The sequence below is a fragment of the Klebsiella sp. GG_Kp175 genome (genome assembly GCF_040062325.1).
In the GTDB taxonomy this organism is placed as follows: domain Bacteria; phylum Pseudomonadota; class Gammaproteobacteria; order Enterobacterales; family Enterobacteriaceae; genus Klebsiella; species Klebsiella quasipneumoniae.
On record NZ_JBEAFX010000004.1, the window covers coordinates 515,348 to 527,341 of the forward strand.

Genomic DNA, 11,994 nt, shown 5'->3' on the forward strand with positions numbered 1-11,994 from the left:
GTCTGGTGTAACCGCGAGGTAAATTTTTATTTTCCACCTGTTTTTGCTGTTTTTTGTTATTTTCATGGTCAGTTATTCAGGTGCAACCTGCGTGTTTTTAGATGTTTCTTGTTATTTCAAAATAGTTACAAATCAGCGTCGCTTTGCGCCCCGGCAGGCGGCGTTTATGATGGCCAGACTATTCTCTCTGCGCGGCTGAGAGGTGATTAAGGAGATCAGAATGGCAGAACACTTTCCCCCGCTGTCGGCGACGACGCTGGCGGCGGCAAACCTGACCGGCGGCTGGCTGGCGCAAAACGATCTGGCGACGCTGACCGCGCCGCCGGCGGTGGATGTGGTGGTGCTGGCTGGCAACGCCGTGATCCCTACCATCGACGCCGCCTGCCGACTGGCGGTGGAGCAGGAGGTTCCGCTGCTGATCAGCGGCGGCGTAGGGCACTCCACCGGTTTTCTGTATGAGGCGGTGCGCGAAGATCCGCGCTACCGTTCGCTCGCGGTGGAGGGGCGTCCGGAAGCGCATATTCTGGCGGATATTGCGCATGACTTCTGGCACATTCCTCGCCCGCGGCTGGTGGTGGAGGATCGGTCGACCAACTGCGGCGAAAACGCGCGCTTTACTCGCACAATGCTGGAGAGTCGGGGGATCCCCCATCGTCGCGGGATCGTCATTCAGGACCCCACCATGCAGCGGCGGACGATGGCCACCTTCGCCCGCGTCTGGCAGGGGGCGACGACGCCGCCGCAGTGGCTGAGCTTTCCCGGCTGCACGCCGGTGCTGCAACAGACCGACGGCCAGCTGGGGTTCGTGGGCGGCGGGGCGGGGCTGTGGCCGGTGACCCGCTACCTGGCGCTGCTGCTCGGCGAACTGCCGCGTCTGCAGGATTCCCCTGAAGGGTACGGTCCACGGGGGAAAGACTTTATCAGCCACGTGACTTTCCCGCCGGAGATCCTCGACGCCTGGCGACAGCTGCGGGAGGATGACCGGCTCGCCGGGGCGCTGCAGGCCCGCATCCTCGGCTGATAAATGCCCGTTTGCGGCAGATTTATCGCAAACGGGCAATTTGTGTTATTGAAATGTAACCTCAACCGGGTATTTTTGGCCCGGTTTTATGAATCAGCTCACAAAACTGCGCCAACGTGCTGCGAAGCCACGGCTTATCCGCCCGATATTTAACAAAAAAATCACTTGTTAAATACAAATGCACCACAGGAGCAGCCATGACAGCACCCGTTCAACACCAGATGTATATTGATGGCCAGTTCGTTTCCGGTCACGGCGACGGCTGGATCGACGTGCTTAACCCGGCGACCGAAGCGCTGCTGTCGCGGATCCCGGACGGGACCGCGGAAGAGGCGCGGCTGGCGATTGACGCGGCGGAGCGCGCCCAGCCGGCCTGGGAGGCGCTGCCGGCCATTGAGCGCGCGGGCTGGCTGCGCAAAATTGCCGCCGGCATCCGTCAGCGTGCCGATGACATCGCCGGGCTGATCGTCGCTGAAGGCGGCAAGATCCAGCAGCTGGCGGCGGTGGAGGTGGCGTTCACCGCCGACTATCTCGACTACATGGCCGAATGGGCGCGGCGTTATGAAGGGGAGATCGTGCAGAGCGACCGTCCCGGGGAAAATATCCTTGTCTTCAAACGCGCGCTGGGGGTGACCACCGGGATCCTGCCGTGGAACTTCCCGTTTTTTCTTATCGCCCGCAAGGTGGCGCCGGCGCTGATCACCGGAAATACCATCGTCATTAAGCCCAGCGAATTCACGCCCAATAACGCTATTGCTTTCGCCGAGATCGTCCACCAGGTTGGGCTGCCGAAAGGGGTCTTTAACCTGGTGCTCGGCCGTGGGGAAACCGTCGGCCAGGAGCTGGCCGGCAATCCGAAGGTGGCGATGGTCAGCATGACCGGCAGCGTGGCGGCGGGGGAGAAAATCATGGCCGCCGCGGCGAAAAATATCACCAAAGTGTGCCTTGAGCTTGGCGGCAAAGCGCCGGCCATCGTCATGGACGATGCGGATGTGGAGCTGGCGGTGAAGGCGGTGGTGGACTCGCGGGTGATCAACACCGGGCAGGTGTGCAACTGCGTCGAGCGGGTCTATGTTCAGCAGGGGATTTACGACCGCTTCGTCAACCGCCTCGGCGAGGCGATGAAGGCCGTGCAGTTTGGCGACCCGGCGGCGCGGGATGACATCGCGATGGGGCCGCTGATCAACGCTGCCGCGCGGGATCAGGTGGCGCGCAAAGTGGCGAAGGCGGTGGCGCAGGGGGCGCGGGTAGCGCTGGGCGGTCAGCCGCTGGAGGGGAAAGGCTATTTTTATCCGCCGACCCTGCTGCTGGATGTGCGTCAGGAGATGGATATTATCCATGAGGAAACCTTCGGTCCGGTGCTGCCGGTGGTGGCGTTTTCAACTCTCGATGAAGCGCTGGCGATGGCCAATGACAGCGATTATGGCCTCACCTCCTCAATCTACACCCGCGATCTCAACGTGGCGATGAAGGCGATTAAGGGGCTGAAGTTCGGCGAAACCTATATCAACCGCGAGAACTTTGAGGCGATGCAGGGATTCCACGCCGGCTGGCGTAAATCAGGGATCGGCGGCGCAGATGGCCGCCATGGCCTGAATGAGTACCTGCAGACCCAGGTGGTCTATCTGCAGGCCTGAGACGCTCAATACAGAATCGGCGGGCAGCGCAGGCTGTCCGCCGTTCACTTAGCGGGCAAATTTCTCCAGCACGCGGATCAGCTGGGTGACAAAACCGTATTCGTTGTCGTACCAGGCGACGGTTTTCACCAGCTGTACGCCGCCGGCCTCCACAATCTCCAGCTGGGTGGCATCGTAGATTGAACCGAAATGGCTGCCGATGATATCGGAAGAGACAATCTCTTCTTCGGTATAGCCAAAGGATTCATTGCCATCGGCAGCCTGCTTCATCGCTTGATTGACCTCATCCGCAGTTACCTTTTTCTCCAGCACCGACACCAGCTCTGTCACTGAGCCGGTTTTGGTCGGTACGCGCTGGGCATGGCCTTTCAGCTTGCCGCTCAGGGCGGGGATCACCAGGCCGATAGCTTTGGCCGCGCCGGTGGTGTGCGGGATGACGTTTTCCGCCGCCGCCCTGGAGGCGCGCAGATCTTTACCGCGCGGCCCGTCCACCAGCGACTGGGTGCCGGTATAGGCGTGGATGGTGGTCATGGTGCCTACGGTGATGCCGAAGGCGTCCTGCAGCACTTTGGCCATTGGCGCCAGGCAGTTGGTGGTGCAGGAGGCGACGGAGATGATGGTGTCATCCGCCGTCAGGGTGTCATCGTTGACGTTATAGACGATGGTTTTCATCTCGCCGGCGGGGGCCGAAATCAGTACCTTGCGTGCGCCGGCCTGAAGATGGGCCTGCGATTTCTCTGCCGAGGTGTAGAACCCGGTACACTCCACAATCACTTCCGCGCCCGCCGCCTGCCACGGAATATGCTGCGCCTCTTTTTCGGCATACACGGTGATGGTCTTGCCGTTGACGATCAGCGCATCTTCCGTGAAGTCGACGCTCCACGGGAAGGGGCCGTAGTTTGAATCATGCTTTAACAGGTAGGCCAGCACTTTTGGCGAGGTGAGGTCGTTGATGGCCACCACCTCGAGGCTGCTGTCGACTTCTAATAAACGGCGTAACACCAGACGTCCGATACGACCAAAACCATTAATCCCAAGTTTACTCATGGATATTCTCCGGTTGGTAAAACGACTCGATGTGATAAAACTTCTCCAGGCTTAGTCCTGACTGGCAGCCAGGTCAACTGACAATCTGTGCGGTTCGCTGTCAGGCCCACAGCATGAGGCAAAAAAGTGGATGTTTTGGCGGACTTTTTTATCCGTGACGGCAGGAAATAATTTTTGTTACCGGAGATGAGGGCGCAGCCTGCTGGCGAAGCGGTGAAAAGCGTCTATGCTTAACTATTGAATAGCTTAGTAAAATGTTGACATTAGATGAAGGGAGAACTTATGGGATTCTGGAGAATCGTTTTTACTATCATTCTGCCGCCGCTGGGGGTTCTGCTGGGGAAAGGTTTCGGCTGGGCGTTTATTCTCAACATTATTTTGACCCTGCTGGGCTATATTCCAGGCCTGATCCACGCCTTTTGGGTGCAGACCCGCGATTAAGAGCTGGCCCCGCAAACCAGACTTCCCCCCGGGACCCGCTCAGGGGGGAATCAGGCTCTCTTTATACAGCAGCCTGTTATCCTTCGACCAGTAGTGGCGAGTCTCCTCGTCCAGGTCGACGCTCCACTTAAACACCCCGGCGCTGGCGAGATCCTTACAGTATTGTTCAAAGTTGATGGCGCCGGCAAAATGGCGGATGACCGCAGCCGAGGTCAGCTGCTGGTTGGGGGCGCTGCGCACGCGCAGCAGGCTGCGGGCGCTTTTTATCGTGATCACCTTGTCGTTTGCCATCACGAAATTCATATTGCCGGTGGAGACAAAGTAGATGTAACACGAGACCTGGTGCCGACGTAGTTCACTGGCGAAGGTGACAAAATCGGCATTTGCACGCACTTGCTCAAAAAAATAACCCAGCCTGGCCAGCAGTTCCATTTCTATCCTTATTGTATTGCTGTGTGCGGCTTTGGCCGGTAGCGGCAGAAACCATTCACGAAGTTACTTATTCGTATTTTAATAATATAGCCGCGTTATATTAATGGTTATTTGATAACTGGAACACCGTTTCAAGTGTTACAATCTATTGCAATCGTTTGCCTGCACGGCCCATCTGATGGTGAGGACATGGCGAGACGGGGAAATCCATGCCGGCGATGAAGGTCGCCGGCGGGAAAACGGGATTACTTCTGGATCAGATAGCGAATGGTCGGGCCATCCTGCTGAATATCCAGCACCGTATAGCCATGGTTCCTGGCATCGAGCGGAATGTTATTGATCGACTGCGGACAGTCGCTGATCACTTCGAGGATCTCGCCTTTTTGCAGGGAGGGCATCACCTCCAGGGTGGCGACCGCCGGATAAGGGCAGGGCTCGCCGACCATGTCCAGGCGATAATCAGGGATGATGTTTTTCATGCACTCTCCTTCACGGTCCGGACCGCTGCCGACTGGCGGCGGAAAAAATGTCTCTCCCAGGCGATCACCAGCAGCAGGGCGATCAGCAGCAGCAGATAGGTCGCCAGCAGTCCGCCGAAGGGACCAAAAGCGTTCAGCAGGTTGACCTTTTGCCAGTGGGTGGCGAGCGGGGCGGCGATATCGTCCCAGCACCAGGCGAGCAGCGTGGAGCCGATGACGTTGCCCAGCCCCACCCACCAGTAGTGAACCTGGCCTTCCACCGCCCGGTACATCCAGCCGGTCTCACAGCCGCCGGCCAGCACGATGCCAAAGCCGAACAGTAGCCCGCCGATCGCCGCGTTGGGACCGGCCCACATGATTTTCGGCGCCATCCCCAGTTGCACATAGCTGAAGATGCCGATGACGCTCGCCGCCATGCCGAAGATTATCGCCTTCGCCATCACCGTCCGGCCGGTGATCCACATATCGCGAAAGGCGGAGGTAAAGCAGATCTGCGCTCGCTCGATAAGCAGACCGAAGCCGATGCCGAACAGCATCGCCAGGCCGAGCGCAGGGTGGTCTGCGGCGGTGAGCAGGCCCCAGCCGATCATGGCGAAAAAGACCACCATGCCCAGGCGGAAACGGCGGCGTGCCTGCAGCGGTTTTTGGGTTAACGGCGAAGCGGCGGATACCTTTTGCATTTTTACCGGGATGCGAAATAGAGGCAGCAGGGTGAAGCGAGCGCCAAACCAGGAGCCGATGGCGGTGGCGATGGCAAACAGCCAGGCGTGCAGGGAGAACTGCGGAATGCCGGTGAAAAACGCCGCCAGGTTGCAGCCCATCGCCAGCCGCGCGCCGAACCCGGCGATGATGCCCCCGGCCACGGCCTGCACTATGCGGATCCGGCTGCGTGGCAAGCGCAGTTTGACGTTATTGGCCCACAATGCCGCGGCCAGGCAGCCGCCGAACATGCCGATGATCATCCTGCCGTCGATGCGGGTCAGCGGCGTCCCGTCGAGATGGATCAGCTGATAATAGCCCCACTGTTCGCTGTGGACCCCCAGCAGCTGCAGCAGCTGGCCACCCCAGCGGGTAAATTCGCCGGTCACCGCCCAGAAGGTGCCGGTGATGCCAAAATAGTAGGTTGAGAGAATGCCCGCGGCGATGACCGCCGGGACGGGAGACCAGAACCGGATAAGCCAGGCCTGTTTGAAGGATTGCCATGTCATAAAAATGCCTCTGAACTCAGAAGGTATTAACGGTCGATGACCGACCGAAGGGGGCACATAGTATCCGCCTTAGCGCCTGCTTTCTCTGTTTTGGATCAAGACCCTACGCCTGCGCCAGCACCGCAAGCAGCGCCAGCAGCGCGGGCAGCGCCTGAATATAGAGAATTTTGCGGCTGGCGGTCAGCGCGCCGAATATCCCGGCGGCCAGCACGCAGGCGAGGAAAAAGATCACCACCTGCACGCCCGATGCCCCCAGCCACAGCCCCCACGCCAGGCCGGCGGCCAGGAAACCGTTATACAACCCCTGGTTGGCCGCCAGCACTCGGCTTTCCCGAGCGAAATTGACGCTGAGGTTAAAGGCCCGGCGCCCGGCGGGAGCTTCCCAGAAAAACATCTCCAGCACCAGGATGGCGAGATGAATAATAGCGACCAGCGCAACGAGGAGAGTGGCTAACACAGCAGTCCTTAATCAATAAGATGAATGTGTCAGCAGTATAGCCGCTGGCGCTCACCAGGCGAGAGGGCGACTGCTATAGTGCTTATAGCATCATGTTTGCCTGCCGCGAAAAGCGTCGGTGTATCTGATTGCCCTTTGGTTTAGCTGCGCGGTGATAGTATGCCGGGTTCTTTTTTTACAGGTGTGGCGTAGGTTACTGAATGTTAAATAAATTATGGATTTTGTTATCCGGGCTATTGTTGGTTGCCATGCCGTCGGCGCAGGCCGGGGAATTCAATCTTTATTCGATGAATACCGGCTCCTATGTTTATCACATGACCGGTAACCACGGACAATATAACGAGCATTTCAACAACAACTTTTTCTCGGTGGAGCGCAAGTTTTCAGCGGATTCAAAATACAGCGCGCTGGTCGGCACCATGAAAAACAGCTTCGACGATCGCTGTCTGACCCTCGGCGTGCGCCGCGACTGGCTGAAAAACGACACCGGCTGGCTGCTGAAAGGCGTGTATGCCTATACCGGGGAATTTTTCTTTGACGCTTTCAGCCACTGCGGCGACTCAGGCACCTACCGCACCGCCAAAAAAATCACCGGCGTCGGTTTTTCGCCCTATATTTATCATGGTCTGCAATACAACTTTACCGATTACTTCGGCGTCGAGGGCGGGATTATTATACCGGCGATCTTCGTGATGAGTATTCAGTGGAGCTTTCGCTAAGCGCCTGGATCAGCCTGAAAAAGAAGAGGCCACGCTGGGTGGCCTGCTCATGGTGCCTTGACGGCAGGGATTAATGGAAACCGAGACGGATCAGATCTAACGGGCAGAAGCGTCCCTCGCAGCCGTCGATTTCCACGCAGTCCGCCCGACGCAGCTGCTCGGCGGTTTTCCCCTCGCCATGGATCGCTTTAATCACGCCCGTCGTACCGTTACCAGCGATCATGACCATACTGCCGGTAGCAATAGCGTTACGATTACGGTCATAGGTTTTCATGGTCTCCTCCTCAATAAACCAGGGTAAGCAATGATTAAGCGGCCAAATTAATACCGCTTCCCGCCTAAAAAAGTTTTGAGGAATATCAAAATTATTTTAATAGTGACGATAAAAACACAGCGAGAAGGCCAGATCGTCGCGCGACGCGCTTGGTCAGCACGCCGGGTATGACTCAGGCATGCTGCCCGAAATATGTCCGTCAGATGACGGTTTTGCGGCAGGATTATTAACCTTGCCAGTCCGCGAAAAATAGCGAAATATGGCGCTATCTGGGCATCAACGGTGCCAGTGCCTGTCCTGAGGGAGCCATGAGTCAAGACGTCACCGCGAAGATGTTAAAACCCGATTTTGATATGGAAGTGTCCGGCCTGGTGTATGGCTATCTGTTTCATGAAGATCACCCTCCACAGCCTATTGCCTCGGGTGAGGTATGCGCCAGCTATCAGGCGCTGGCTGACGATAAGGCCTTTATCTGGCTGCATCTTAATCTCAATCACGCCACCGCCGAAAAATGGCTAATCAGTCACTTTCCCGTGGCGGACTTTTTCTTTGAGGAGATCCGCAGCGGCTCGCATACCACCCGTATTGAACGGCAAGGGGAGAATCTGTTCGCCGTGCTTAACGACGTGCTGTTTCGTCCGCAAGACACCAGCGCGGAAACCGCCACGCTGTGGCTCTACTGTAGCCCGAAGCTGGTGGTGACAGCGCGTTTCAAACCATTGCGGTTTATCGAATGGATGCTGCCGCGTCTGCATACGCTTAAGGTGCATACCTCCGCTGAACTGCTGGCCTTTTTGCTGGAGGAGCAGGAGGAGGTGCTGGAGCAGGTGGTGCGCCAGGCCAGCCGCCACGTCGACCTGATTGAAGAGCGGCTCCTGAGCAATCACGTGCAGCGTAATCGGGCCGATCTGGCGCGGCTGCGGCGGATGCTGCTGCGTTTTCAACGGCTGCTGGCGCCGGAACCGGCGGCAATGTTCCGGCTGCTTAACCGGCCGCCAGCGTGGATGGATCGCGCGGTGGTGCAGGCATTTCGTCAGTTCACCGAAGAGTTTAGCGTGGTGCTTAATGACCTGTCCGGCCTGATCGAGCGCATCAGCCTGCTGCAGGAGGAGATCGGCGCCCGCCAGCTGGAGCAGAGCAACCGCACCCTCTACACCCTGACGGTGATCACGGTCCTCGCGCTACCGATTAACATTGTGGCCGGTTTCTTCGGCATGAACGTCGGCGGGATCCCGCTGGCGAGCAATCACCACGGGTTTATCCTGCTGGTGGTGATTGTCGGCATCTTTACCCTCGGCGCCGGCTACCTGGCGTTCCGCCGGCGTGACGATCTGTAGTCAGTGCCGCGCGTCAACTGAGGCTGCGCAGGGCGGCTATCAGCCCTGCGACACCGCGCTCCAGCTTCTCGCGTGGACAGCCGACGTTGAGGCGCAGAAAGCCATTGCCTTCGGGACCATAGGTATATCCCGGCATAATCGCCACCTTCTGCCCGGCGATCAGCGCCTGCTGCAGTGCGCGGTCGTCAATGTTGAGGGGGCGCAGGTCGATCCACGCCAGGTAGGTGGCCTCCGGCGGCTGCCAGCGTAGCGCAGGAAAGGCGCGATTGAGCGTATCAGCCACAAAGCGCAGGTTCTCCTGCAGGTAGTCGCGCAGGGCGTCGAGCCAGGGTGCCCCATCGCGGTATGCGGCGATATGAGCCAGCAGCGCCGGCACCGAGGGCGACGAGAGTCCATCGCGCGCTTTCAGCGCCTGCAGATAGCTGTCGCGGCAGTTTGCCTCAGGGATAAAGCCATAGGCCCCGGTAAAGGCCGGAATATTGAAGCTCTTTGATCCGGAGGTGAACAGCGCCCACGGCCCCTGAGCCACCTCGCTCCACGGGATATGACGGTGGTCGCCCCAGGTCATGTCCATATGAATTTCGTCGCTAATCACCCTGACGCCATGCTTTTGGCACAGCGCCGCCATGGTCTGGAGCTCCTCGCGGCGCCAGACTTTGCCCGTTGGGTTGTGCGGGCTGCAGAGCAGCAGCAGGGTATTCTTCGGCTCCGCCAGCGCCGCTTCCAGGCGCGCCATATCGCAGTGCCAGTGATTGTCCGTCAGGGTCAGTGGCACCGGGGCGATCTGTCGGCGGTTAGCGGTGATAGTGTTATAGAACGCATCGTAGGCGGGAGTATGGACGACGACGCCGTCGCCTTCTTGCGACCACTGGCGGATGGTTTCCGCCACCATATAAATAACCGACGGTCCGTAAACCACCGTTTGCGGATCGATGACGCTGTGAAAGCGGCTGGCGTACCAGTGGGCAATCGCCCCGAGAAACGCCTCGTTCTGCCAGCGGCTGTAGCCCAACACGCCGTGGGCCAGCCGCCGGCTGACGGCGTCGAGAATGCAGGGCGCGGTGGCGAAATCCATATCGGAGATGGTGAACGGCAGCAGGTCGGGGACGCCAAAGCGGTCGGCGACATAGTCCCACTGCGTGCACCAGGTGCCGTGGCGGTCGATGGGTATGGAAAAATCAAACATCGGAACTTCCTTAGCGAGGGTCCCCTTCCGTGCCGGAAGGGGACCGGTGGGATCAGGCCTGAACGGTATTCATCAGCGTGGCCATTTCATCTTTTACCGACTGCACCTGCGGGCCAATCACCACCTGCAGATTATGCTGGTTGAGCTGAACCACCCCGATGGCGCGGTGGGCTTTCAGCGCGGCAGCGTCCACTTTGCTCATATCGTGTACCGACAGACGCAGACGGGTAATGCAGTTATCCAGCGAGACAATGTTGTCGGCGCCGCCGAGGGCCGCCAGAATCGCCGGCACGTTATACCCGGATTTACCAATGGTGCCAGCGACCGCTTTCTCCACGCTGGCGGCGGTGTCGATATCGCGGCCCGGCGTTTTCAGATTGAAGCGGGTGATGGCGAAGCGGAAGATGGCATAGTAGGCTGCAAACCAGATTGCCGCCACCACCGGTACCAGATACCACTTGGTCGCCAGACCATGCAGGATGCCAAACACCACGAAGTCGATGATATTGCCGTCGGTGTTGCCGATGGTGACGCCGAGCACCGCCATGATGGTAAAGCCGAGACCGGTCAGCAGGGCGTGGATGACATACAGGACCGGCGCCACGAACAGGAACAGGAACTCCAGCGGCTCGGTGGTGCCGCCCACCACGCAGGCGATCACCCCGGAGATCAGCAGGCCTTTAATTTTATGCCGATTTTCCGGACGGGCGCAGTGGTACATCGCCAGCGCGGCGCCCGGCAGACCGCCGAGGAAGGCTGGCATCTTACCCTGCGACAGGAAGCGGGTGGCGCTTTCGGCGAAGCCGTGGGTGGTCGGGCAGCTCAGCTGCGCCTGGAAGATGGTCAGCGCGCCGCTGACGCTGTGGCCGCAGACGTCGAGGGTGCCGCCGGCTTCCGTGAAGCGGATCAGCGCCACCAGGATGTGGTGCAGGCCAAACGGCAGCAGCAGTCGCTCGCCGGTGCCGAAGATCATCGGCCCAAAATCGCCGGCGCTGTTGATCATCTTCCCGAGGGCGTTGATCCCCATGGCGAAGACCGGCCACACCAGCGGGATCGCCAGACCGACCAGACCCAGCACCACGGTGGTGACGATCGGCACGAAGCGAGTGCCGCCGAAGAAGGCCAGGGCGTCCGGCAGGCGAATGTTGTGAAAGCGCTCATGTAGCAGCCAGACGATAATCCCGGCGATAACCGCCCCGAGGATCCCGGTATCGATCGATGGAATACCGATGATGTTCTGGATATTGTTGGCCTTAAGGATCGCGGCGTCGGTGGTGGGCAGAATGCCTTTCGCCGTCAGCCAGAAGTTGACCGCCAGGTTCATGACTGCGTAGCCGACAAAACCGGCGAAGGCGGCGACGCCTTTGTTCTCCCGCGCCAGCCCCAACGGGATGGCGATACAGAACATCACCGGCAGGAAGCTGAAGGCAAAGGAGCCGACTTTGCTCATCCAGATAAAGATAGCCTGCAGCAGCGGCATATCCAGCCACGGCAGCAGGGTCAAAACATCGTGACTGCTTAACGAGCTGCCGATCCCCAGCATGATCCCGCAAAACGAGAGCAACGCCACGGGCAGCATAAAGGTTTTTCCCAGCTGCTGGAAAAATTCCCACAAGGTGATTTTTGGTGCGGTTTTCGCCGTCATAGCACGGTTCCTGATTCTCAAGTGGTCGGGAAGAACTAACGCCACGGCAAGATAAAACGTTTTACCACTTTTTAGTGCGATAAAAATCACATATTCAAGCGATAATAAGGT

Annotated in this window: 14 protein-coding genes; 5 read left to right on the forward strand and 9 right to left on the reverse strand. The window is 58.8% G+C overall.

Going from position 1 to position 11,994, the window contains the following annotated elements:
• Positions 1-220 precede the first annotated feature (220 nt).
• On the forward strand, positions 221-1,021 hold the full coding sequence (locus tag ABLU73_RS11235; RefSeq protein ID WP_004204086.1) for a YdcF family protein: 801 nt from the start codon (positions 221-223) through the stop codon (positions 1,019-1,021).
• A 61-nt stretch (positions 1,022-1,082) separates the two neighbouring features.
• On the opposite strand, the gene ABLU73_RS11240 is transcribed toward ABLU73_RS11235, so the two are convergent.
• Positions 1,083-1,220, reverse strand: coding sequence for a hypothetical protein (locus tag ABLU73_RS11240; protein ID WP_032425978.1), 138 nt, complete (start codon positions 1,218-1,220; stop codon positions 1,083-1,085).
• On the opposite strand from ABLU73_RS11240, the gene aldA reads away from it, so the two are divergent.
• Entirely contained in the window at positions 1,219-2,658 is a 1,440-nt protein-coding gene (aldA, locus tag ABLU73_RS11245; protein ID WP_257707895.1) for an aldehyde dehydrogenase, read from the forward strand. The two genes, ABLU73_RS11240 and aldA, sit on opposite strands and share 2 nt — an antisense overlap.
• A 48-nt stretch (positions 2,659-2,706) precedes the next feature.
• Here aldA and gap read toward each other — a convergent pair whose 3' ends face one another.
• Positions 2,707-3,705 carry a type I glyceraldehyde-3-phosphate dehydrogenase gene (gene gap, locus ABLU73_RS11250; RefSeq protein WP_004204090.1) on the reverse strand — a complete coding sequence of 333 codons (999 nt, stop codon included), beginning with the start codon at positions 3,703-3,705 and terminating at the stop codon, positions 2,707-2,709.
• A 282-nt stretch (positions 3,706-3,987) separates the two neighbouring features.
• On the opposite strand from gap, the gene ABLU73_RS11255 reads away from it, so the two are divergent.
• Entirely contained in the window at positions 3,988-4,146 is a 159-nt protein-coding gene (locus tag ABLU73_RS11255; RefSeq protein WP_002903230.1) for a YqaE/Pmp3 family membrane protein, read from the forward strand.
• A 39-nt stretch (positions 4,147-4,185) separates the two neighbouring features.
• Here the strand turns inward: ABLU73_RS11255 and ABLU73_RS11260 are convergent, their stop codons facing one another.
• From ABLU73_RS11260 to ABLU73_RS11275, 4 genes are all read right to left on the reverse strand, one after another.
• Positions 4,186-4,578 carry a DUF1398 domain-containing protein gene (locus ABLU73_RS11260; RefSeq protein ID WP_264923491.1) on the reverse strand — a complete coding sequence of 131 codons (393 nt, stop codon included), beginning with the start codon at positions 4,576-4,578 and terminating at the stop codon, positions 4,186-4,188.
• Between the two features lie 245 nt (positions 4,579-4,823).
• Complete coding sequence (yedF, locus tag ABLU73_RS11265) at positions 4,824-5,057, reverse strand: sulfurtransferase-like selenium metabolism protein YedF (RefSeq protein ID WP_348850211.1); 234 nt, start codon at positions 5,055-5,057, stop codon at positions 4,824-4,826.
• Positions 5,054-6,265 (reverse strand): selenium metabolism membrane protein YedE/FdhT, encoded by a 1,212-nt coding sequence (gene yedE, locus ABLU73_RS11270; protein ID WP_094311631.1) that lies wholly within the window; start codon positions 6,263-6,265, stop codon positions 5,054-5,056. The genes yedF and yedE overlap by 4 nt, the downstream gene beginning before the upstream one ends.
• A gap of 103 nt (positions 6,266-6,368) precedes the next feature.
• On the reverse strand, positions 6,369-6,722 hold the full coding sequence (locus ABLU73_RS11275; protein WP_023318133.1) for a DUF1304 domain-containing protein: 354 nt from the start codon (positions 6,720-6,722) through the stop codon (positions 6,369-6,371).
• Positions 6,723-6,961: 239 nt separating this feature from the next.
• Between ABLU73_RS11275 and ABLU73_RS11280 the strand changes: the two genes are divergently transcribed.
• The gene (locus ABLU73_RS11280; protein WP_075201775.1) at positions 6,962-7,441 is read left to right on the forward strand and encodes a hypothetical protein; all 480 of its coding nucleotides are present in this window, start codon (positions 6,962-6,964) and stop codon (positions 7,439-7,441) included.
• 70 nt (positions 7,442-7,511) lie between these two features.
• Here the strand turns inward: ABLU73_RS11280 and ydfZ are convergent, their stop codons facing one another.
• The gene (gene ydfZ / locus ABLU73_RS11285) at positions 7,512-7,715 is read right to left on the reverse strand and encodes a putative selenium delivery protein YdfZ (RefSeq protein WP_004151566.1); all 204 of its coding nucleotides are present in this window, start codon (positions 7,713-7,715) and stop codon (positions 7,512-7,514) included.
• Between the two features lie 308 nt (positions 7,716-8,023).
• Between ydfZ and ABLU73_RS11290 the strand changes: the two genes are divergently transcribed.
• Positions 8,024-9,052 (forward strand): CorA family divalent cation transporter, encoded by a 1,029-nt coding sequence (locus tag ABLU73_RS11290; RefSeq protein WP_048294707.1) that lies wholly within the window; start codon positions 8,024-8,026, stop codon positions 9,050-9,052.
• 13 nt (positions 9,053-9,065) lie between these two features.
• Here ABLU73_RS11290 and ABLU73_RS11295 read toward each other — a convergent pair whose 3' ends face one another.
• Positions 9,066-10,238, reverse strand: coding sequence for a MalY/PatB family protein (locus tag ABLU73_RS11295; protein ID WP_087832866.1), 1,173 nt, complete (start codon positions 10,236-10,238; stop codon positions 9,066-9,068).
• Between the two features lie 52 nt (positions 10,239-10,290).
• On the reverse strand, positions 10,291-11,883 hold the full coding sequence (malX, locus tag ABLU73_RS11300) for a maltose/glucose-specific PTS transporter subunit IIBC (protein WP_023318137.1): 1,593 nt from the start codon (positions 11,881-11,883) through the stop codon (positions 10,291-10,293).
• Positions 11,884-11,994: the final 111 nt, after the last annotated feature.